Raw genomic sequence first — 21840 nt, forward strand, 5'->3', positions numbered from 1 at the left:
AGCCGCCGATGACCGGGTCCACCGAGCACAGCACCATGCCCAGCGCCTGCTGCGACGCCGGAGCGGACCCGGCCCCGGCGGCCCCCCGCCTCTGGACGGTGGACGAGCACCTCGCCGACGTGCTGGCCGCGGTCGGCCCGCTGCCCGCGATCGAGCTCCAGCTGCTGGAGGCCCGCGGCTGCCGGCTCGAGGAGGACGTGGTCGCCGACGGCGACCTGCCGCCCTTCGACAACAGCTCGATGGACGGCTACGCGGTCCGCACCGCCGACACCGAGGGCGCCACCGACACCTACCCGTCGGTGCTCTCGGTGGTCGGCGACATCGCGGCCGGTGCCGACGCGCTGCCCAGGGTCGGCCCCGGCCAGGCCGCCCGGATCATGACCGGCGCCCCGATGCCGCCCGGCGCCCAGGCCGTCGCCCCGGTCGAGTGGACCGACGGCGGCACCGGCACCGGGGTGGCCGCCGCCGCGATGACCGCGCCGGTCCCGGACGAGGAGGTCCGGGTGCTGCGCCCGGTCGCCGCGGGCGCGCACATCCGCCGCCGCGGCAGCGACGTCGCGTCCGGCGTCCGGGTGCTGGAGGCCGGCACCCGGCTCGGCCCCGCCCAGCTCGGCCTGCTCGCCGCGATCGGCCGGCCCACCGTGAAGGTCCGCCCCCGCCCCCGGGTCGTGGTGCTGTCCACCGGCAGCGAGCTGGTCCAGCCCGGCGAGCCGGTCGGCCCCGGGCAGATCGCCGACTCCAACAGCTTCGCCCTCACCGCGGCCGCCCAGGACGCCGGCGCCATCGCCTTCCGGGTCGGCGCCGTCCCGGACGACGCCGACCGGCTGCGCGCCGTCCTGGAGGACCAGCTCGGCCGGGCCGACCTGATCGTCACCAGCGGCGGGGTCAGCGTCGGCGCGTACGACGTGGTCAAGGAGGTCTTCGAGTCCTACGGCGGGGTCGACTTCCGGCGGCTGCGGATGCAGCCCGGCAAGCCGCAGGGCTTCGGCCGGATCGGCGGCGCGGCCGGGGTGCCGCTGCTCGCCCTGCCCGGCAACCCGGTGAGCGCCTACATCTCCTTCGAGCTCTTCGTCCGCCCGGTCATCCGCACCATGCTCGGCGCCGCCGACGTGCACCGCCCGGTCGTCCGCGCGCTCTGCCCGTCCCCGCTGCGCTCCCCGGCCGGCCGCCGGCAGTTCCTGCGCGGCCGCTACTCGGCGGCCGACGGCACGGTCGAGCCGGTCGGCGGCGCCGGGTCGCACCTGGTGGGCGCGCTGGCCCGGGCCGACTGCCTGATCACCGTCCCCGAGGAGACCACCGAACTGCCGGCCGGCAGCGAGGTGGACGTGGTGTTGCTGGACGCCTGATCGGCCCCCGGGACCGGGGAACGGTACGGTAGCGCGGTATTCGACCTGCGCGCCCCTGGAGTTACCCGTGACGACACCTCCCCCCGGCGACCGCCTCACCCACGTCGACGACCAGGGCGCGGCCCGGATGGTCGACGTGACCGAGAAGGCCGCCACCGCGCGCACCGCCGTGGCGGCCGGCCGGGTGCGGGTCTCCCCGCAGGTGGTCCACCTGCTGCGCGGCGAGGGCGTGCCCAAGGGCGACGCCCTCGCGGTGGCCCGGATCGCCGGGATCATGGGCGCCAAGAAGACCCCGGAGCTGATCCCGCTCTGCCACCCGATCGCGGTCTCCGGCGTCAAGGTCGATCTCGCCGTCGCGGACGACGCGGTCGAGATCACCGCCACCGTGAAGACCGCCGACCGCACCGGCGTCGAGATGGAGGCGCTGACCGCCGTCGCGGTGGCCGGGCTGACCGTCGTCGACATGGTCAAGGCGGTGGACAAGGGCGCCACGATCGAGTCCGTCCGGGTGCTGAGCAAGACCGGCGGCAAGAGCGGCGACTGGTTCGCCCCGGAGGTGGCGCAGTGAGGGCCCTGGCGGTCACCGTCTCCAACCGGGCCTCGGCCGGGGTCTACGAGGACCGGGGCGGCCCGCTGCTGGTGGCCGGCCTGACCGCGATGGGCTTCACCGCCGACGGCCCCCGGGTCGTCCCGGACGGCGAGCCGGTGGAGGCCGTGCTGCGCGAGGCCGTCGCGGCCGGCTACGACGTGGTGCTGACCACCGGCGGTACCGGCATCTCGCCGATGGACCTCACCCCCGAGATGACCGCCCGGGTGATCGACCGCCAGGTCCCCGGCATCGCCGAGGCCGTCCGTGCGTACGGCCGGGAGAAGGTGCCGACCTCGGCGCTCTCCCGCGGGCTCGCCGGCCTCGCCGGACGTACCCTGATCGTCAACCTGCCGGGCTCGACCGGCGGCGTCAGGGACGGCCTCGCCGTCCTGGAGCCGCTGCTCGCCCACGCCGTCGACCAGCTCGGCGGCGGGGACCACCCCCGGACCGACGCCCCGGCACCCGGGGCTCCAGCATCCAGGAGAGGGCACTGAACGCCGGCTGGCCGGTAGAACTCCACGAGGGTGAGGTCGTGCTGCGCCCCATCCGGGCCCGCGACCAGCGCGAGTGGCAGGAGGTGAGCCGCCGCAACCGGGACTGGCTGCGCCGCTGGGAGGCCACCGTGCCGCCCGGCCCGGCGGGCCAGGCGGCCGGCGCCCGGCCGACCTACCGGCAGATGGTCCGCTTCCTGCGCGGCGAGGCCTCGGCCGGCCGGATGCTGCCCTTCGTCGTGGTCCACAAGGGCCAGCTGGTCGGCCAGTTGACCGTCGGCGGGATCACCTGGGGATCGATGTGCTCGGCGAACATCGGGTACTGGGTGGACGAGGAGGTGGCCGGCCGGGGCATCATCCCGACCGCCGTGGCCCTTTCGGTGAACTACTGCTTCCGCACGCTCGGACTGCACCGGATCGAGGTCTGCATCCGCCCGGAGAACGGCCCGAGCCGACGGGTGGTGGAAAAGCTCGGCTTCCGCTCGGAGGGAATCCGTCCGCGCTATCTCCACATCGACGGCGACTGGCGCGACCACCTCGTCTACGCGCTGACCGACGAGGAGGTCCCGGAGGGGATGCTGGAGCGCTGGCGCGCGCTCAGTTCCGGGCGCGGGACACGTAATTGAATGTATGTTCGAAAGAAATATCGATATGGCATCGTCGGGGCACCGGACCCGCACAAATAGCGGCAAAATAGTCGGAGAATCAGCTTGATCACACGACACGCCGCACCAAATTGCTGCCAGGCCTTCCCCAGCGCCCGTACGGTGTGAATCGTGAGCAGTAGCGGCCTTATCTACGCCGTCATCGTAGGGGCCTGGGCCGCCTATCTGGTGCCGATGTGGCTCCGCAGGCAGGACGAACTCAACGAGGCGCGCCCGACGGAACGCTTCAGCACCGCCATCCGCCTGCTGGCCGGGCGTTCGGGGCTGGAGCGGCGGGCAGCCCGGGCCCTGGGTGACGAACCGCGTGACGAGCAGAGCGACGACGGTCCTCCCGAACGGGACGAGACCGTCTCCGGCGACCCCGCACGGGAGCCCGAACCCCCGGTGCAGCGCCCGGCCGAGCGGCCGGGCCCCGAACCGCGGGCCGGCACCGAGCGCCGGGCGCGGCTGCTGGCCCGCCGGCGCCGGATGGTCACCGCCCTCTTCCTCTCCTTCGCGCTCGGCGCGGTGGTCGCCGCGGTGGCCGGACTCGCCTTCCTCTGGGTCCCGGCGGTCCCGGCGGTCCTCCTCACCCTGTACATCGGCCACCTGCGCCGGCTGGAGCGCCAGCGGTACGAGGTGAAGCTCGACCGGGTCCGGGCCGCCCAGGCCGCCGAGCGGCTGCGCAAGCGCGAGCAGCAGCGCGCCGAGGCCCGGCCGCCGGCCGGCGCCCCGGCCAAGGCCCCCGCCGCGGAGCCGGCCCCGGCCGCGCCCGCCGGGGAGCGGCCCGCGCGCCGTTCCCACCTGCGGCTGGCCGCCGACCCCGAGCAGGCCACCGTCTCGGTGCCCTCCGCCTCCGCGGTGGCCGAGGCGACCGAGCACGAGGAGTGGGTCGACGGCATGCGCGAGCGCGGCGCGGCCGGGCCGGACTCCTGGGAGCCGGTGCCCGTCCCGCTGCCGACCTACGTGACCGCCCCGGTCGCCCCCCGGGTCTCCCGCGGCCTCGACCTGTCGGCCCCCGGCACCTGGACCGCCGGGCGCCCCGCCGAGTCCCGCAAGACCCCGCTCTTCGACCAGTACGCCGAGCCCCAGGCTCCCGAGTCACGCCCGCGCGCGGCCAACGAGTGACGGGGGCCGGGGGTCGGCCCCCGGCCCGCCCGTACGCCGCGACGCACCCGCCCGATGCCGCCCCGCCCGCCACCGCGGGCGGGGCGGTCCGCGTTCGGGGCGAGCCCCCTGGCCACCCCGGCCGGCACCGTGATCCGGGGGTGGTCACGGACCCCCTCCGAAAGGTGCTAGAGTTTCTTCTCGTTGGGGCTGTGGCGCAGTCCGGTAGCGCACCTCGTTCGCATCGAGGGGGTCAGGGGTTCGAATCCCCTCAGCTCCACCCAACAGACCGGCTCCGGCCGGTCGACGAAATCCCGCCGGGAGGCAACTCCCGGCGGGATTTCGCGTTTTGGGGTCCGGGCCCGGTGCCGACCCCGACCCGGGGCCCGTTGTGGGGGAGGTCACATCGCCCCTCCGGGCCCGTTTCTGACGCGGTTTGGGGCTCAGGGGGGTCGGTTATGGTGGGTGGGCCCAGACGGCGACGAGGGAACGATCTGGTCTATCTCGACGGGGTGCCATCGCGGTGCGCGAGTTCGGTCTGAAACGGTGGGTGCGGCGGTCCGGTCCGGAAGGGTCCGGCGACGCGGCGGAAACCGGAAGGCCGAATTCCTGGACCCTTCCGGCGGCCTGTGTGGCGGCGGTTTCACTGGCGGTGTTCGCCTGGTTCCGGCACGTCCACGGGGCCACCATGGTCGACATGCTGGTCTACCGGGCCGAGGGCCAGGCGGTGGTCCGCGGCGAGGACCTGTACGCGATGCGGCTGCCCGGCTGGGACCTGCCGGCCACCTACCCGCCGTTCGCGGCGATGCTCTTCGTGCCGAGCACCTGGTTCGACGTGAGCACCCTGCGCGTCCTGGTGATGCTCCTCAACTACGCGCTGCTCGCCGCGGCCGTGCACCTGTCGCTCAAGCTGGCCGGCTGGCCCAAGCAGCACCGCGCGGCCGTGGTGGTCCTGGCCACCGGCCTCGGCGTCTGGCTGGAGCCGGTCTTCACCACCTTCCAGTACGGCCAGGTCAACCTCGGCATACTCTGCCTGGTCCTGTGGGACCTGACCCGGCCGGACAGCCACCGCCTCAAGGGCGTGGGCATCGGCCTGGCCACCGCCATCAAGATCACCCCGGGCCTGTTCGCCGTCTACCTGTTCCTGACCGGCCGGGTCCGGGCCGCCTTCGTCTCGGCCGGCACCTTCCTGGCGGCGGGCCTGATCGGCTGGGCCCTCCTGCCCGACGCCTCGTACGGGTTCTGGACCACCTACCTCTGGGACCCGAGCCGGGTCGGCGTGACCGTCCTGGTGGACAACCAGTCGCTGCGCGGCGCCGTCTGCCGGCTGCTCGACGTCAACGACCCGGGCCTGGTCGGGGTCGTCGCCTCGGCGCTGGTCGCGGTGTTCGGGCTCGGGGTGGCGGTGCTGGCCGGCCGCTCGGCGCGGGTGCTGCGGCGAGCCGACGCCTGGGGCGCGGTCTGCGCCGCGCTCACCGCGCTGCTGGTCTCGCCGATCAGCTGGACCCACCACTGGGTCTGGTGTATCCCGCTGCTCGCCCTGCTGGCGGTGGAGGCCAGGACCACGGCCCGGCGGGTGCTGTTCGGCGTGACCGCGGCGGTCTTCCTCTCCCACGTGATGTGGGCGGTGCCGCACCGCTGGGGCCGCGGGGTCGCCTGGTACTGGCAGCTGCCCGGCGCGATCTACCCGCCGATCGCGATCGCCGTCCTGGTCGTCCTGGGCGTGCGGCTGTACCGCGCCCGGCGGCAGGCCGTGGACGCCGCAGGCGGCGGGGCCCTGACCCTGCTGACCGCCAGGCTGGACCGCGACCCCGCGCTGACGAACCGGACCTGACGGACCGGACCCACGGACCCCAGACCGGACGGACCAGACCAGACGTGACCACCCAGACCGCACCCCCGCCGCCGGCCGCCGCCGGGCCCGCCGTCCGCCGGATGGCCGCCGCCGTCCTGCTCGGCCCCGCCCGGCGCACCGCGCTGCTCACCGCGCTCTGCTTCACGGTGACCTGCGCCATCGGCCTGCAGGGCTGGACGTCCGTCTCGCTCGGCGGCTTCGACCTCGGCATCTTCGACCAGGGCGTGCGCGGCTACGCCCACTTCGGGCTGCCCGTCTCGACGCTGAAGAGCTTCCATCACGAGTTCCCGCCCGGCTTCTCGCTGCTGGGCGACCACTTCTCGCCGGTGCTGGCGCTGCTCGCGCCGCTGTACTGGATCTGGGACGACCCGCGCTCGCTGATCATCGGACAGTCGCTGCTGTTCGCGGCCGGCGTGCCGCTGATCCGGCGGATCGCCGGGTACGCCTTCGCCGGCGCCGAGCCGCGCACCGCCCGCCGGGCCGCCGACCTGGCCGGCCTGGTCTACGGGCTCGGCTGGCCGCTGCTGGTCGCCGCCCGGGTGGGCTTCCACGAGGTCGCCTTCGCGGTCCCGCTGACCCTGCTGATGCTGGAGCGCGGGCTGGCCCGCCGGTACGGCACGGTGCTGCTCGCCGCCCTGCTGCTGTGCTGCACCAAGGAGGACCTCGGCCTGATGGTCGGGGCGTACGGGCTGGTGCTGCTGCTGCGCACCCGCCGAACCGACGACCGGGCGGGCCGCCGCACCGGCCTGGGACTGCTGCTGGGCGGGCCGGTCGCCTCGGCCGCCGCCATCACCTGGCTGATCCCGGCGATGGGCGGGGAACCGGGCTACTACTGGAACTACGGCTCGCTCGGCACGGACGGCGGCGACGCGCTGCGCAACCTGCTGCACGACCCGTTCCTGCTGGTGCAGGCCGCCTTCGACCAGCCGCTCAAGCCGCTGCTGCTGCTGTGGCTCTTCGGCACCATGCTGCTGCTGCCGCTGCGCTCGGCCACCGTGCTGTGCGCGGTGCCGCTGCTGGCCGAACGGATCCTGTCCAGCAACCCCAACCACTGGTCGATCGCCCGGCACTACGACTCGCTGCTGTGGCCGGTCCTGCTCACCGCCGCGATCGAGGTGCTGGGCCGGCTGAGCGCCACCGGGCGGCCGGAGCGGAGCCTGCGGCGGGCCCGCCGGCTGGGCCTCGGCGCGGCCGGCATCGCGCTGGTGGCCGCGGTGCCGATCGGGCTGGTGCCGCTGGTCCTGCCGTCCTCCTGGGCGCCCAAGCCGAGCGAGGCGGCGCTGGTCCGGGCGGCCGCGCTGATCCCGGACGGGGCGTCCGTCGAGGCGGACAACCAGATCGCGCCGCGGCTGACCGCCCGGACGGACGTGGTGCTGGTGGACGGCACACCGCGCGGGCGCGAGTACGTGCTCACCCGGGGCGACAAGCGGTCCTTCCCGTTCAAGACGGACAAGGAGCAGGCCGAGCGGATCCAGCTGCTGCTGGCGCACGGCTACCGGCAGCTGTGGGCCGAGGACGGGGTCGTGCTGCTGCACCGGGAGGGCGACGAGCCGATCCCCGGCGAGCACGTGCCGGGGCCGGGCAGCAAGCCGGTCCAGGACGAGGTCCCGACCGACGTCGGACACAACCTGTTCCGCGGCTGAGCGCGGGGCCCGGACACGCCGGAGGGCCGGCCGGAACGACGTCCGGCCGGCCCTCCGGGGCGGGTCAGGGGCGGTCCGAGCCGGTGTAGTGGCCGCTCTGGTGGGAGCCCTGGGACGGGACGGCGCCGTAGTGGCCGGGCCGGTGGCCGCGCGGGTGCCGGGTCAGCCGGTAGCCGAGGATGCCGGCCAGCGCGGCCAGGAAGCCGCCGCCGATCGTCCAGTACCAGCGGCTGTTCCAGCCGGAGAACCAGCCGGTGTACCAGTGCTCCTCCTGGGCCACCGGGGCGGCCGCCTTGGCCGTGCTCGCGCCGCCGCCGGCCGGCGGGACCAGCGGGGCCTTCAGCTCGCCGCCCTCCGGCTGGGCGTTGTCCGCGTCGCCCTTGGCGGCGACGTGCAGCTGCACCGAGGAGGCCAGGCCGAGGTCCGGCTGCGGGACGTCGCTGACCGACAGCCGCACGTAGTAGGTGCCGGGCAGCGGGTCGCCGGACCACGGCTCGGCCCAGGTGCGGACCTCGCGCAGGGTGCAGTTCAGCGCCAGCGAGCCGGCGCTCTGCTCGGCGGTGGCGTTCTGGGTGCCGGCGGTGCACGCCTGGCGGCGGCGCAGCCCGTCGAAGACCTCGACGGACCAGGTCTGCGGGCCGTGCCGGTCCGCCGAGGGGGCCAGGCCGACGGTCAGGTTGACCGTCGGGGTCTGGCCCTCGGCGGCGCCGAACGCCCAGTACAGGTAGTCACCGGTGGAGACGGAGACGTTGGCGTCCTGGTTGGGCGAGAGGTTGACCGCGGTCAGGAAGGAGGTGCCGGCCTTGGTGGCCGGGGCCGGGGTGCCGCTCGCACTGGCCGAGGGGGACGGCGAGGCGGCCGAGGCGGCCGAGGCGGCCGAGGCGGCCGGGGCGCTCAGGGCCAGGGCGGGCAGCAGGGCGAGGGCGGCGAGGGCGCCGCGGATCGTCGTACGCATGGTCAGTTCTCCCGCCAGACGGCGATCCGCCAGCGCGCGATCCAGCCGAAGACCAGACCGAAGGCCAGGCCGGCCAGGGTGAGGGTGAGCAGCAGGATCCAGCCGCGGCCGAGGCCCATCGCGGCGCCCTCCGGGGCGGGCGAGGCGGAGGCCAGGTCGACGGTCAGCTCCAGCGGCAGGCCGGGGTCGGCCAGGACGCCGGCCTGCGGGGCCAGCGAGTTGCTGACGACCAGGCAGACCGTGGTCTCCGGCTTCTCCTTGGAGTCCTTGGTGGCCGTGGGGCTCGCGGTGACGTAGCCCTTGGAGTCGTCGGTGGACCAGCGCAGGCCGGTGGAGACCACGTCGGTGCGGCTGCTGCCGGCGTCGGTGCCGCGGACCAGTTCCTGGCCGGTCGCGCTGGTGGCCTGGAGCAGCACCCCGTAGTCCCGGGCCACCGGGCGGTCGAGGGCGACGCTGACCGAGGCGCGCAGCTCCTGGCCGGACTTGACCGGGACCTTGTAGACGCGGTGCTCGGAGAACTTCTCGCGGTCGGTGTAGACGCCCGGGGCGAGCACCGGGGCGCTCTCGCACTTGTCGGTGCCGGTGGTCTTGACCGGGGTCACCGTGTAGGTGTCGTTGGAGCGGTCGACCAGCTGCTTCACCTTGTCGGTGAGCTGCTCCTGGGTGCGGACGTCGGTGTAGGTGCCGCCGGTCGCGTTGGCGATGCAGAGCAGCTGCTGGCGGGTCTTGTCGTCGTGGGCCAGGCCCAGGGTGTCGACCACCAGGTGGATGCCCTGGGAGGCGAGTTCGCGGGCGACGTCACAGGGGTCGGGCGGGGTGCAGGTGTCCTCGCCGTCGGTGATCAGCACCACCCGGCGGGTGGTCTCGCCCTTGCCGAGGTCCTGGGCGGCGCCGCGCAGCGCCAGGCCGATCGGGGTCCAGCCGGTGGGGCGCAGGGTGGCGACGGCGGTCTTGGCCTCGACCTTGTTGGTCTTGCCGACCGGGTACAGCTGCTTGGTGTCCTGGCAGCCCTGGGCCTTGTCGTTGCCGGGGTAGTTCGCCCCCAGGGTGCGGATGCCGAACTCGGTCTCCGCGGGCAGCGCGTCGATCACCTCGTTCAGCGACTGCTGGGCCACCGCGATGCGGCTCTTGCCCTGGATGTCCGCCTCGCGCATGGAGCCGCTGACGTCCAGGACGAGGTCGACCCGGGGCGCCTCCTTGGTCGCGGGAGCGGCGCCGGCTGATGGTTCGTCGGCGTGGGCGGGCAGGCCGAGGAGCAGCGAGGCGCCCGTTATCGCCACTGCTGCCAGCAGGCTGCCGAGCCTGGTCTGTGGTCGTCGTCCGGTAGTCACCCGGCCGATCCTAGGGATCATCAGTTCGCGATGGCGAAACGGGCCCGGATCGTGCCTCAACCAGCCCCGGCGCGAACTCCGGTGCACAGTTGGGGAATCCGTACGTTCACGGCGGTCTTACGCGACGTGGATAGCCTTCCTTTCACGACGGACTGGGGCGGGGGGAGCGATGGAGCTGACGGCGGTCGGCAAGCGGTACGGGCGGCGGGAGCGGTGGATCCTGCGCGGGGTCGATCTGGCGGTCGGGCCGGGCGAGCTGGTGCGGATCGCCGGGCGGAACGGGAGCGGCAAGTCGACGCTGCTGCGGCTGGTCGCCGGGATCGAGCGGCCGAGCACGGGGCGGGTGGCGCGGCCCGGCCCGGCGGCGTACGTGCCCGAGCGCTTCCCGCCGGCGCTGCCCTTCGACGCCGCCTCCTACCTGCTGCGGGTGGGGCGGGTGCACGGGCTGTCGGCGGAGCGGGCGCGGCGGCGGGCGGGGGAGCTGCTGGACCGGTTCGGTGTCGCGGACCGGGCGGGCACGCCGTTGAGCCGGCTGTCGAAGGGCACCTGCCAGAAGGTCGCGGTCGCCCAGGCGCTGCTCCCCGAGGCGCGGGTGCTGCTGCTGGACGAGGCGTGGACCGGGCTGGACCCGGAGGCCCGGGCGGTGCTGGACGAGGCCGCCGCCGAGCGGGCGGCGGCGGGCGGCACGGTGCTGTTCGTCGACCACGACCCGGCCCGGCTGGCCGGGTTGACCAGCGCCGCGTACCGGGTCGGTGCGGACGGCGTGCTGCGGCCGGTCGAGGACGGGGTGCCGGAGCCGGCGGCGGGCGGCCCGGTGATGGAGGTCGAGGTGGACGTCCCGGACGGCGCCCCGCTTCCCACGGCGCTGCCGGGGGCGCCGGAGGTCACCGCGCTGGCCGGGACGGCGGTGCGGCTGGCGGTGCCGGCCGCGCACTCGGACGCGCTGCTGCGCCGGCTGCTGCTGGGCCGCCCGGCGGTCCGGGTGCTGGCGGTGCGTCGGCGCGAGGAGGGGGAGCGGTGACGGCGCGGATCGGTGCGCTGACCCGGTACCACCTGGAGCTGCTGCTGCGCTCGCACGCCTGGCTGCCGCCGTTCCTGGCGTACGCGGTGCTGCTGGTGGTCGGGGTGGCGGCGGGGGACCCGCTGCTGGGCGGCCTCGGCTTCGGCGCGGGGGTGCTGCTGCCGGTGAGCGCCTGGTACGTGCGCAGTGCGCTGAGCGCGGAGCCGCCGGCCTCGCGGGCCTGCCTGGTGGCGGCGGCGGGCCCGGTCCGGGTCCACCTGGGGGCGCTGCTGGCGGCGCTGACGGTGTCGCTGGTGCTGGCGGTCGGTCAGGTGGCGGCGGTCTGGTGGACCAGTGGGCCGGTGGTCGGCCAGGGGGCGCGGCAGGAACCGGGGACCGGGCCGGCGGTGCTGGCCGGGCTGGTGGCCTCCGTGGTCTGCGCGCTGCTGGGGGTGCTGGCCGGGGCGGTGGCGAACCGTCCGGTGCTGGTCCACGCGCAGTACGGCATCCCGGCGGCGCTGGGGCTGGCCACGCTGCTGCTGGTGGTGCCGGCCTCGCCGGCCAACGCGGCGGTGCGCGGGCTGGTGTCGGCGGCCCGGACCGGCCGGGTCGCGGTGCCGTGGCCGAGCCTGCTGGCCGCCGCCGTCCTGCTGGCGGCGGTCGGCGCGGGGGTGGCGGCGCTGGCCGGGCGGCGGCCGGAGTGAGGGCCGGGGGCTGATCGGCGGGCCCGGGTGATTCGGGCATCGGCGGACACACCGTGGCGGAGTGTCAAAAATACGGATAGCACTCGTTAGGGTGACGAACCGGGACACGGGCGCCGCCGCACCGGCGCCCGGACCCTCCCCGCTAGACCGCGACCCCCAGGACGGTCCGTGGCGACACCCTCCGCCGTGCCGAGATCCGCCGCCGGGCCGAGCCGGCCGGTGCCGACCAGGCGCACCACCGAGCTCGTCCTGGTGGTCGGCGCCGTCCTGATCGCCGTGTTCGGCTACGTCGAGGTCGGCGTCAACCTGGACGGCCACGTCCCGGCCGACGCGGCCGAGTACGGCGCCGCGCTGGGCGTGCTCGCCCTGACGGCGCACGCCGTGGTCCGGTGGCGGGCCCGGTACGCGGACCCGCTGCTGCTGCCGATCGCGGTGCTGCTGAACGGGATCGGGCTGGTGGTGATCTACCGGCTCGACCGGGCCACCCCGGGGCGCGGCGCCGCCTCCACCCAACTGCTCTGGTCGGCGCTGGGGGTGGCGCTGTTCATCGCGGTGGTGCTGCTGGTGCGCGACCACCGGCGGCTGCGGCGCTACGCGTACGTCGGGGCGCTGGTGGCGCTGGTCCTGCTGGTGCTGCCGATCTTCTTCCCGCCGGTGTACGGCTCCCGGATCTGGGTCGTGATCGGGCCGCTCTCCTTCCAGCCCGGGGAGTTCGCCAAGATCCTGCTGGCGGTCTTCTTCGCCGCGTACCTGGCGGTGCACCGGGACGCGCTGGCGCTGACCGGCCGCCGGGTCTGGCGCTGGCAGCTGCCGCGCGGGCGGGTGCTCGGACCGGTGCTGCTGATCTGGGCGGCGTTCGTCGGCGTCCTGGTGCTGGAGACCGACCTCGGCACCTCGCTGCTGTTCTTCGGCCTGTTCGTGGTGATGCTCTACGTGGCGACCGCGCGCACCGGCTGGATCGCGATCGGCCTGGGCCTGGCCGCCGTCGGGGCGGTGACGGTGGGCTGGCTCTCGCCGCACGTGCACAGCCGGGTCGCGGACTGGCTGGACCCGCTGGGCTCGATCGAGGCGGGCCGGGGCGCCAACCAGATCGCCCAGTCGCTGTTCGCCTTCGCCTGGGGCGGCGAGCTGGGCACCGGGCTCGGCAACGGGCACTCGGTGCTGATCGGCTTCGCCGCCAAGTCGGACTTCATCCTCGCCACGATCGGCGAGGAGCTCGGGCTGACCGGGCTGACCGCGGTGTTCCTGCTGTACGCGGCGCTGGTCTCGCGGGGCTTCCGGACCGGCATCGCGCTGCGCGACCCGTTCGGGCGGCTGCTGGCGATCGGGCTGGCCGCGATCGTCGGCCTCCAGGTGTTCGTGGTGGCGGGCGGGGTGCTCGCACTGATCCCGCTGACCGGGATGACCATGCCGTTCATCGCCCAGGGCGGTTCCTCGGTGGTCACCAACTGGATCATCGTCGCGCTGCTCGTGCGGATGAGCGACGACGCCCGCCGGCCCGTGACCGGGGAGGTCTGATGGCGCGCGTCCCGTCCAGGGGGAACGGCCCGCAGGGGCTGCCCGGCATCTCGGTCACCGGGCGCCGGGCGGGCACCTTCTGCCTGCTGCTGGTCGCGGCGCTGTGCGTGCAGGCCACCCGGGTGCAGGTGTTCCAGGCGCAGGACCTCGACCGCAACAGCGCCAACCAGCGGCTCACCGTCGAGCGGTACGCCCAGCCGCGCGGCGACATCCTGGTCGGCCCGGACCCGGTGACCGGCTCCGAGCCGACCGGCGGCCGGTACGCGTACAAGCGCAGCTACACCGACGGCCCGACCTACGCGGCGGTCACCGGCTTCGCCTCGCAGGCGTACGGCACCACCCAGCTGGAGGGGACCGAGGACGAGCTGCTGACCGGCACCGACGGCCGGCTGGCGGGCTGGTCGGTCTGGGACGCCGTCTCCCGCCGGCAGAACCCCGGCGGGGACGTCCACACCACGCTGAACCGGGCCGCCCAGCAGGCCGCGATGCGCGGGCTCGGCGACCAGAAGGGCGCGGTCGCCGCGATCGAGCCGGCCACCGGGCGGATCCTGGCGCTGGCCAGCACGCCCTCCTACGACCCGGGCTCCTTCGCCGGGTACGGCGCCGACGACCAGGAGGCCTGGAACCGGCTGCAGGCCGACGCCGACCAGCCGATGCTCAACCGGGCGCTGCGCCAGACCTACCCGCCGGGCTCGACCTTCAAGGTGGTCACCGCCGCGGCCGCGCTGGCGGCCGGGGTGGTCACCGACCCGGCCGCGCCGACCGGGGCGCCCTTCCCGTACGTGCTGCCCGGCACGACCACGCCGCTGGTCAACGACACCCCGGCCTGCGACCGGGCCGACCTGTCGCTGGCCGCCGCGATGACCGCCAGCTGCAACAGCGTGCTCGGCTACCTGGGGGTGCGGACCGGGCTGGACCGGATGGCCGAGATGGCCGGGGACCTCGGCTTCAACGACGCGAGGCTGGACGTCCCGGTGCGGGCGGCCCGGTCGAACTTCGACACCCGGATGGACGAGTCGCAGCTGGCGCTCTCCTCGATCGGGCAGTTCGACACGGCGGCCACCCCGCTGACGATGGCGATGGTCGCGGCCGGGGTGGCCAACGACGGGACGGTGATGCGGCCACAGCTCGTGGACCGGCTGACCAGGAGCGACGGCACCACGGTGCAGCTGATGAAGCCGGCCGTGTACCGGCGGGCGATGACCCCGGCGGTGGCCGGGCAGGTGCGCGGGCTGATGACCGGCGTGGTGGAGAACGGCACCGGCGGCAACGCCCGGATCGCCGGGGCGGTGGTCGGCGGCAAGACCGGGACGGCCCAGCACGGGGTGGGCAACAGCGGGACGCCGTACGCCTGGTTCATCGCCTGGGCGGCGCCGGCCGGCTCGGACGCGGTGCCGCCGGTGGCGGTCGCCGTGGTGGTCGAGGACAGCGGGGCCACGGACGTCACGGGTGGCGCGCTGGCGGCGCCGATCGCCCGGTCGGTGATGCGGGCGGTGCTCGGCGGATGATCTCCGCAGGTGCGCTGAGCTGCTGCTTTAGCGACCGGGCGGAGGATGCGCCGTTTACGAAGTGTCCGGTTTGTACATCGATATGCGCCGATTCGTACAATGCGCTGGTTGGGACTGTTCGTTTGCGACACTGGTGCTTTCGCGGGGTACTGTCCCATGTTTGTTCGGTTGGTCCCCGATGACACCCCCTGGCACGTCGGGTGACCGACTGCAAGGACACCCTCCCCCGCCCAGAAGGACCGTGGTTTTGGCCAGCAACACCATCGGTGCGCGTCTGCTGCGACGCAAGCCCGTCTCGACACTGATCGCCGAGACCGAAGGCGAGGACGTCCTCCCGGCCGGCGCACCCGAGGAGGGCGGGCGCTCCGGCATCCACCTGCGCCGCTCGATCGGCCTGTGGCAGCTGTCCTCGATCGGCATCGGCGCGACCATCGGCACCGGCATCTTCTTCGTGCTGAACACCGCGGTGCCCTCGGCCGGCCCGGCCGTCATCCTGTCCTTCGTGATCGCCGCGGTCACCGCCGGACTCACCGCGCTCTGCTACGCCGAGATGGCCTCCGCGATCCCGGTCTCCGGCTCCTCGTACTCCTACGCCTACGCCACCCTCGGCGAGGGCGTCGCCTTCGCCGTCGGCATCTGCCTGCTGATGGAGTACGGCGTCTCCGCATCCGCGATCGCGGTGACCTGGGCCGAGTACCTGAACAAGTTCCTCGACCTGACCTTCGGGGTCACGATCCCCGAGCAGCTCTCCGGGGCGCCGGACAGCGGCCACTGGTTCAACCTGCCGGCGCTGCTGCTGGTCTTCATGGTCTGCTTCCTGCTGATCCGCGGCGTCAGCGAGTCGGTCAAGGTCAACGCGGTGATGGTCGCGATCAAGATCGCGATCCTGCTGATGTTCATCGGCATCGCGCTCACCGGCTTCCACTCCGGCAACCTGACCCCGTTCATGCCGCTCGGCATCAGCGGCGTGCAGATCGCCGCGTCCAGCATCTTCTTCTCCTTCATCGGCCTGGACGCCGTGTCCACCGCCGGTGAGGAGGTCAAGAACCCGCGCCGCACCCTGCCGCTGGCGATCATCATCTCGCTGGTCGTGGTGACCCTGCTCTACATCCTGGTCGCGCTGGCCGGCATCGGCGCCCAGCCGTGGACCAAGTTCGACGGCCAGGAGGCCGGCCTCGCCCAGATCCTCCAGGACATCACCGGCCAGAGCTGGCCCGCGATCGTCTTCGCGATCGGCGCGATCGTCTCGATCTTCAGCATCACCCTCGTGGTGATCTACGGCCAGACCCGCATCCTGTACTCGATGGGCCGCGACGGCATGCTGCCCAAGCGCTTCGCCAGGCTCTCCCCGCGCAGCGGCACCCCGGTCTGGAACACCGTCGTGGTGGGCCTCGGCGTCGGCGCGCTGGCCGCGTTCATCCCGCTGCGGGTCCTGGCCGACATCACCAGCCTCGGGACGCTCATCGCCTTCTCGGTGGTCTCGATCGGCGTGATCGTGCTGCGCCGCACCCAGCCCGACCTGCCGCGCGGCTTCAAGGTGCCCGGCTACCCCGTCGTCCCGCTGATCAGTGTCGGCTTCTGCGTCTACCTGATCACCGGCCTGCACGCCGACACCTTCCGGGCCGGGGCGATCGCCCTCGTCATCGCCGTGGTCGTCTACTTCGGCTACAGCATCAAGCACTCCCGACTGGAGCAGGCCGAGCCGCAGTCCACGCCCTCGGACAGCGCCGCCGGCTGACCCGGAGGCAAACCCCGTGTGAAGGGCCGCCGACCGCCACCGCGTCCGGCGGCCCTTTTCACGCCAACGCCCGTCCGGTGTCCGACACCATGGCGACAGGGCCCGGCTCCCACCCATAACCTTCCACCATGGTGAGCACCCGCACGCCCGGCTACCCCCGCCCGCGCGGCCGCTTCACCGGCCGCGGCGGAACGCCGGCCCAGACCTCCACGACCGAGGCGCCGGCCAGGCCACGACGGCCGCAGCGCGGCCTCTCCGTCCGGCCCTTTCCCCGCCAGCGCGGCGAGAGCACGTTTCCGCCCACGCCCGCCCGGCTGAACACCGCCCGGCTGGCCGGGCTCGCCTCGACGCGGACCGTCCAACTGCTCGGCTGCCTCGTCGCGGCCGGCTGGGCCGCCGCCTTCCCGCTCGTCTCCGACCTGCCCAACCAGCGGCAGTGGGGCCTGATCGCGGCCCCCGGCTACGTGCTGGCCGGAGTGCTCTGCCTGACCCTGCCGCGCCGCTTCGCGGCCAAGGCGGCCGCCTCGGTCGCCCTGGTCGGGGCCGTCCTGGTGCCGCTCGGGCTGCTCGCCCTGCAGGGCCGCCACCAGTCCGAGGTCATGGTGGTCGAACGCTCGGCCCACCTGCTGCTCACCACCGGCACCGCGTACCTGCCGCACCCGGCGGTGGTCACCGACTACAACCCGTACCTGCCGGCGATGTCCCTGTTCGGGATGCCGCGCCAGCTGTTCGGCGACTCCACCGCCGTCGCACGGGTCGCCGGGGACGCCCGGATCTGGTTCGCGCTGACCTTCTTCGTCTGCATGCTGGCCGCCTGGCGGCTGCTGCGGCCCGCCCGCCCCGGCGGCGGCGACGGGCGCGCGCCGCTGCTGCCGCTGGCCGTCCTCACCGCCTCGCCGCTGATCGCGCTCGCCCTGGTGGTCGGCGGGGTGGACCTGCCGCTGATCGGCGTCTGCTGCCTGGCCATGGCGCTCGCCGAGCGGGACCGCACGGTCGCCGCCGGGCTGGTGCTCGCCCTCGCCTGCACCCTGAAGTGGACGGCCTGGCCCGCGCTGCCGGTGGCCGTCCTGCTGCTCTGGCGGCTGTACGGCCGGCGCCCGGCGGCCCGGACCGCGCTGATCGGGGTCGGGGTGAGCGCGCTGGTGATCCTGCCCTCCGCGCTGACCCAGGCCGACGCGCTGCGCGAACAGGTGGTGCGCTTCCCGCTCGGGATGACGGCGATCCGCACCCCGGCGGGCAGCCCGCTGCCCGGCAAGGTGCTGGCCGGCTTCGGGCCGACCGGGCACGCGATCTCGCTGGCGCTGATGACCGTGGCCCTGGTCGCGGTGGCGATCTGGCTGCTGGCCCGGCCGCCGGTCTCCGCGATCGCCGCGGCCGACCTGCTGGCCGCCGGGCTCGCGATCGCCTTCATGCTGGCCCCGGCCGGGCGGTTCGGGTACCTGGCGCTGCCGGCGGTGCTGGTGATCTGGCCCCGGCTGGCGGCCCGGCGCTGGAGCAGCCGGCGCCCGGTCCCGCCGGGCCGGGTGCGGCGGGGAAGGCCGCAGCCCGCCCTGCCGCGAGGCTGAGCGGGCTGTCGGCGGCCCGCCCGGCTCCGGGCGGGCGGGGGCTTGCGGGGGCTCAGCGGCCGCCGGCGGCCTTCAGGATGGAGGCGACGGCCGGGCCGGCCGCGTCCACGCCGTGGCCGCCGCCCTGCACCTCGGCGGCCACCGCGACGTTGCCGCGGTAGGCGGTGAACCAGCTGTTGGTGACGTCGACCCCGGCGACCTCGGCGGAGCCGGTCTTGGCGCCCGCGTTGTCGGTGATGCCGGCCATCACGTCCCTGGCGGTGCCGCCGGTGGCGGTGGCCGCCATCATCGCCTTCAGCTTGGCGTCGACGTCCGGGGAGAGCGGGCGGGCGGCCTTCTGCTGCGGCAGCTCGGCGACCAGGATCGGCTGCTTGAACTCGCCGCTCTGCACGGTGGCGGTGACCGAGGCGATGGCCAGCGGGTTCATCTGGACCTTGCCCTGGCCGATGTAGTTCATGGCCTGCTCGTCCTTGCTGCCCGGCGCCGCCGGAACCTTGCCGTCGGTGTTCGGCAGGCCGGTCTTCCACTCCAGGCCGATGCCGAACACGTCCTTGGCCGTGCCGTTCAGCGTCTCGGGCTTGAGGCTGGTCAGGCCCTGGTTGATGAAGGCGGTGTTGCAGGACATCATGAAGTCCTGCTGGAGCGTGTTGTTCGGGAAGGCGCCCGGGAACGAGTTCGGGATCGCGTGCGGGTTGCTGCTCTTCTCCGGGCAGGCCACCACGGTGTCCGGGTTGACGCCGTTCTCCAGCAGCGCCGCCGAGGTGACGATCTTCATCGTCGAGCCCGGGGCGAGCAGCCCGGCGAAGGCCCGGTTCTGGCCGGTGGCCGGCGAGTTGGCGAAGGCCAGCACCTGACCGGTGCTCGGCTCGATCGCGACGATGGAGCCGGGCTTGCCCGCCAGGTCGGTCATCGCCTTCTCGGCGGCGGCCTGGAGGGTGTTGTCGATGGTGAGCTTGAACGGCTTGCCGGGCTTCGGCTCGACGATCGTGAACAGCTTGTCCTGGGGGCCCTTGCCGGCCGGGTCGGAGATCACCACCGCGCTGCCCGCGTCCTGGTCCTTGGCCGGGTCCGGCGGCAGCAGCTTGTTGGCGTTGTCCTGGAGGGTGGTCAGCAGCGACTGGGTGAGCGAGGCGCCCTGGACCGGCTTGCCGTTGCGGTCGACCACGGTGGACGGCGGGGCGAAGACCGGCTGGACGGCGATGGTCTCGTTGCCGGACAGGTGGGGGTGGATCACCGACGGCGCCCAGTGCACGGCCGGGGTGTTGTCGCTCATCTTCACGACGCCCAGGAAGCCCTGGTAGTCCCAGGCCCGGTTGGTGCCCGCGAACTCGGCGCGCGCCTTGTAGGACATCAGCGTGCCGGTGGGCGCGGGCGTGGCGGCCGCGGACGGCGAGTCGCCGGCGCCCGGCGTGCCGGTGGCGCCCGGGGTCGCGGAGGCCCCGGCGGTCGGCTTGGCGGCCGGGGCGGGGGTGCCGGTGGCGGCGGAGAAGACCTGCTGGGTGGTCGGGCCGAAGGGGGTGAGGGTCAGCGCGCTCGGCTTGACCTGGTCCCGGAAGGCGGTCAGACCGGCGGTGGCCGCGGCCGGGTCGTCGGTCAGCGAGGCCGCCTTGGCGATGTCGCCGGCCGCCCAGGCCGTCAGGAAGTCCTTCAGTCCGGCCGTCGCCTGGTCGGCGGTCGGCGGCTCGGCGACCACGGTGCGCGGCTTCTTGCCACCGGATACGCCGTCCGACTCGCTCACCAGGCTGTACACGCCGTAGCCGCCGCCCGCGAGGACGGCGATGGACACGCCGGTGATGATGCCGATCTTCGCGCCACTGCGCATGGTGCAGGTCCCCCAGGGGTCTCGCGGCCGGGCGCAACCGGCGGGGCCGGAAACGCGGTACCCCTCCACCCTAGGCAGCGCGGATCGGTGCGCCGGCGAATCGCCCGGCACTTGTGACGGATCTGGTACGTGTTGTGCACCGCATACGGACGATTCGCGGGAACGCGGTGTGTCCGGGGCGGCGGGTCAGATCCAGGTGTTGAACCACATCCGGCGGCGCCAGTCCTCCAGCGGGATGGTCTGCCCGGTGAACAGCGGATAGAAGAAGAGGAAGTTCCAGACGATCAGCAGGACCAGCAGTCCGGCCGCCGCGGAGCCGATGATCCGGCGGTCCCGGGAGGCGCCGGCCGGCCCGATCAGGGCGCCGATCAGCATCGTCACCGCGAGCACCAGGAACGGGACGAAGACCACCGCGTAGAAGAGGAAGATCGTCCGCTGCTGGTAGGCGAACCAGGGCAGGTAGCCGGCGGCCAGGCCGCAGAGCAGCGCGCCGGCCCGCCAGTCCCGCCGGGCCACCCAGCGCCACAGGCAGTAGGCCAGCGCCGCGATGCCCGTCCACCACAGCAGCGGGGTGCCGATGCCCAGCACCTCGCGGGCGCAGTCGGCGGCGGTGCAGCCGGCCTGGCCGTACTTGGGGGACTCGTAGAAGAAGGACACCGGCCGGCCCAGCACCAGCCAGGACCACGGGTTGGACTGGTAGGTGTGCGGGTCGCTCAGGCCGACGTGGAACTCGTAGACCGTGGTGTGGTAGTGCCACAGCGAGCGCAGGGCCTCGGGTATCCACGGGAAGTCGGTGGAGCGGCCGACCGCCCAGTCCCGGCCCCAGCCGCCCTGGCCGGGAGCGGTGCTGCTGGCGAACCAGCCCCACCAGGACGCGATGTAGACCGCGACCGCGACCACGACCACCGAGACGAAGGCCGGCAGCACGTCCCGGGCGAGCACCGCCACGAACGGGCGCGGGGCGCCGGCCAGGCGGCGGGCGCCGACGTCCCAGAGCACCGTGAGCAGCCCGAAGGCCGCCGCGACGTACAGACCGCTCCACTTGGTGGCGCAGGTCAGGCCGACGCAGGCGCCGGCCGCGATCCGGTACGGGCGCCAGCCCAGGCCGAGCCGCTGGGCGAGCCGGGCGTCCTCGACCCCGCCCAGCCGCCGGGCCAGCAGGGCCCGGGTGCGGTCGCGGTCCAGCAGCAGGAAGCCGAAGGCGGCGAGGGTCCAGAACATCACCACCAGGTCGAGCAGCGCGGCCCGGCTGAGCACCAGGTGCAGGCCGTCCACCGCGAGCAGCAGGCCCGCCACGCAGCCCAGCAGGGTGGAGCGGAACATCCGGCGGGCGATCCGGGCCACCATCAGCACCGACAGGGTGCCGAGCAGGGCCACCGCGAACCGCCAGCCGAAGGGGTTCATGCCGAACAGCTGCTCGCCCAGGCCGATGATCCACTTGCCGACCGGCGGGTGCACCACGTACGAGGGCGTCGCCCGGTACGGGACGGCCGCGCCCGGCGTCATGATCGTGGTGTTGGCGTCCTCCGGCCAGTTGATCTCGTAGCCGCCGTGCCAGAGCGCGTAGGCGTCCTTGGCGTAGTACGTCTCGTCGAAGATGATCGCGTGCGGCTGCCCCAGGTTCGTGAACCGCAGGAGGCCGGCGAAGACCGCCACCGCGACCGGACCCAGCCAGCCGGCCCAGCGGCAGAGGAAGAACCACAGGCCCTGCGGCAGCGAGACGCCCAGCCGCAGCAGCAGCGGCGACTGCGGCACGTCCCGGGGCGTCACCCGGGGGCCGTCCGGCATCGGCGGGGCCAGGCGCTCGGTGAGCGTCCCGGTGGGGCGGGCCGTGTAGCCGAACCGGGCCAGGCGCTCGCGCCAGCCGGCCGGCCCGTCCTGCGGTGGGCGGGGGGACGGCAGGCCGACGCCGCCGTACGCGGAGTGGTCCGTACCAGTGGGCGCCTGGGCCGCCGTGTCGCCGTTCATCCGCCACATCGTAGGGGCGCTCTTCGCACGCGTGTCCGCTCCCTCGGAAGCTGACC

The 21840-nt window shown here is 74.2% G+C and carries 17 protein-coding genes and 1 tRNA gene; 14 read left to right on the plus strand and 4 right to left on the minus strand.

Going from position 1 to position 21840, the window contains the following annotated elements:
- The first annotated feature begins 8 nt into the window (after positions 1–8).
- The 8 genes from glp to ACFVU7_RS04330 all read left to right on the plus strand — a co-directional run bounded on the left by glp (position 9) and on the right by ACFVU7_RS04330 (position 7675).
- Complete coding sequence (gene glp, locus ACFVU7_RS04295; protein WP_388044243.1) at positions 9–1346, plus strand: gephyrin-like molybdotransferase Glp; 1338 nt, start codon at positions 9–11, stop codon at positions 1344–1346.
- A gap of 127 nt (positions 1347–1473) precedes the next feature.
- On the plus strand, positions 1474–1914 hold the full coding sequence (gene moaC, locus ACFVU7_RS04300) for a cyclic pyranopterin monophosphate synthase MoaC (RefSeq protein ID WP_380745086.1): 441 nt from the start codon (positions 1474–1476) through the stop codon (positions 1912–1914).
- Positions 1911–2429, plus strand: coding sequence for a molybdenum cofactor biosynthesis protein B (locus ACFVU7_RS04305; RefSeq protein WP_049660037.1), 519 nt, complete (start codon positions 1911–1913; stop codon positions 2427–2429). The genes moaC and ACFVU7_RS04305 overlap by 4 nt, the downstream gene beginning before the upstream one ends.
- 38 nt (positions 2430–2467) lie before the next feature.
- Positions 2468–3052: a GNAT family N-acetyltransferase gene (locus tag ACFVU7_RS04310; RefSeq protein WP_369808369.1), complete on the plus strand. Its 585-nt coding sequence runs from the start codon at positions 2468–2470 to the stop codon at positions 3050–3052.
- A gap of 150 nt (positions 3053–3202) precedes the next feature.
- Positions 3203–4198, plus strand: a complete 996-nt coding sequence (locus ACFVU7_RS04315) for a hypothetical protein (RefSeq protein WP_388044245.1) — start codon at positions 3203–3205, stop codon at positions 4196–4198.
- A 185-nt stretch (positions 4199–4383) separates the two neighbouring features.
- Positions 4384–4457 (plus strand) — tRNA-Ala (locus ACFVU7_RS04320).
- A 351-nt stretch (positions 4458–4808) separates the two neighbouring features.
- Positions 4809–6011: a glycosyltransferase 87 family protein gene (locus ACFVU7_RS04325; protein WP_375876008.1), complete on the plus strand. Its 1203-nt coding sequence runs from the start codon at positions 4809–4811 to the stop codon at positions 6009–6011.
- Positions 6012–6055: 44 nt separating this feature from the next.
- Entirely contained in the window at positions 6056–7675 is a 1620-nt protein-coding gene (locus ACFVU7_RS04330; protein ID WP_388044248.1) for a DUF2079 domain-containing protein, read from the plus strand.
- Between the two features lie 64 nt (positions 7676–7739).
- On the opposite strand, the gene ACFVU7_RS04335 is transcribed toward ACFVU7_RS04330, so the two are convergent.
- Complete coding sequence (locus ACFVU7_RS04335) at positions 7740–8630, minus strand: peptidase (RefSeq protein WP_388044250.1); 891 nt, start codon at positions 8628–8630, stop codon at positions 7740–7742.
- A gap of 2 nt (positions 8631–8632) precedes the next feature.
- Positions 8633–9961: a VWA domain-containing protein gene (locus ACFVU7_RS04340; RefSeq protein WP_074001269.1), complete on the minus strand. Its 1329-nt coding sequence runs from the start codon at positions 9959–9961 to the stop codon at positions 8633–8635.
- Between the two features lie 169 nt (positions 9962–10130).
- Here ACFVU7_RS04340 and ACFVU7_RS04345 point away from each other — a divergent pair, with 169 nt between their 5' ends.
- The 6 genes from ACFVU7_RS04345 to ACFVU7_RS04370 all read left to right on the plus strand — a co-directional run bounded on the left by ACFVU7_RS04345 (position 10131) and on the right by ACFVU7_RS04370 (position 17994).
- Positions 10131–10982, plus strand: coding sequence for an ATP-binding cassette domain-containing protein (locus ACFVU7_RS04345; protein WP_380775262.1), 852 nt, complete (start codon positions 10131–10133; stop codon positions 10980–10982).
- Positions 10979–11665, plus strand: coding sequence for an ABC transporter (locus tag ACFVU7_RS04350; RefSeq protein WP_375876012.1), 687 nt, complete (start codon positions 10979–10981; stop codon positions 11663–11665). Before ACFVU7_RS04345 ends, ACFVU7_RS04350 begins: the two co-directional genes overlap by 4 nt.
- Before the next feature lie 168 nt (positions 11666–11833).
- On the plus strand, positions 11834–13183 hold the full coding sequence (locus ACFVU7_RS04355; RefSeq protein WP_387829847.1) for an FtsW/RodA/SpoVE family cell cycle protein: 1350 nt from the start codon (positions 11834–11836) through the stop codon (positions 13181–13183).
- Positions 13183–14691: a penicillin-binding transpeptidase domain-containing protein gene (locus ACFVU7_RS04360; protein WP_387829849.1), complete on the plus strand. Its 1509-nt coding sequence runs from the start codon at positions 13183–13185 to the stop codon at positions 14689–14691. Before ACFVU7_RS04355 ends, ACFVU7_RS04360 begins: the two co-directional genes overlap by 1 nt.
- A 178-nt stretch (positions 14692–14869) precedes the next feature.
- Positions 14870–16429 carry an amino acid permease gene (locus tag ACFVU7_RS04365; protein WP_387829851.1) on the plus strand — a complete coding sequence of 520 codons (1560 nt, stop codon included), beginning with the start codon at positions 14870–14872 and terminating at the stop codon, positions 16427–16429.
- Between the two features lie 128 nt (positions 16430–16557).
- On the plus strand, positions 16558–17994 hold the full coding sequence (locus ACFVU7_RS04370; RefSeq protein WP_079271849.1) for a glycosyltransferase family 87 protein: 1437 nt from the start codon (positions 16558–16560) through the stop codon (positions 17992–17994).
- 52 nt (positions 17995–18046) lie between these two features.
- Here the strand turns inward: ACFVU7_RS04370 and ACFVU7_RS04375 are convergent, their stop codons facing one another.
- Both ACFVU7_RS04375 and ACFVU7_RS04380 read right to left on the minus strand, forming a co-directional pair.
- The gene (locus ACFVU7_RS04375; protein ID WP_074001273.1) at positions 18047–19816 is read right to left on the minus strand and encodes a penicillin-binding transpeptidase domain-containing protein; all 1770 of its coding nucleotides are present in this window, start codon (positions 19814–19816) and stop codon (positions 18047–18049) included.
- A 186-nt stretch (positions 19817–20002) separates the two neighbouring features.
- Positions 20003–21784: a dolichyl-phosphate-mannose--protein mannosyltransferase gene (locus tag ACFVU7_RS04380; protein WP_388044252.1), complete on the minus strand. Its 1782-nt coding sequence runs from the start codon at positions 21782–21784 to the stop codon at positions 20003–20005.
- Between the last annotated feature and the right edge of the window lie 56 nt (positions 21785–21840).

It is taken from the genome of Kitasatospora sp. NPDC058046, assembly GCF_042885595.1.
Classification (GTDB): domain Bacteria; phylum Actinomycetota; class Actinomycetes; order Streptomycetales; family Streptomycetaceae; genus Kitasatospora.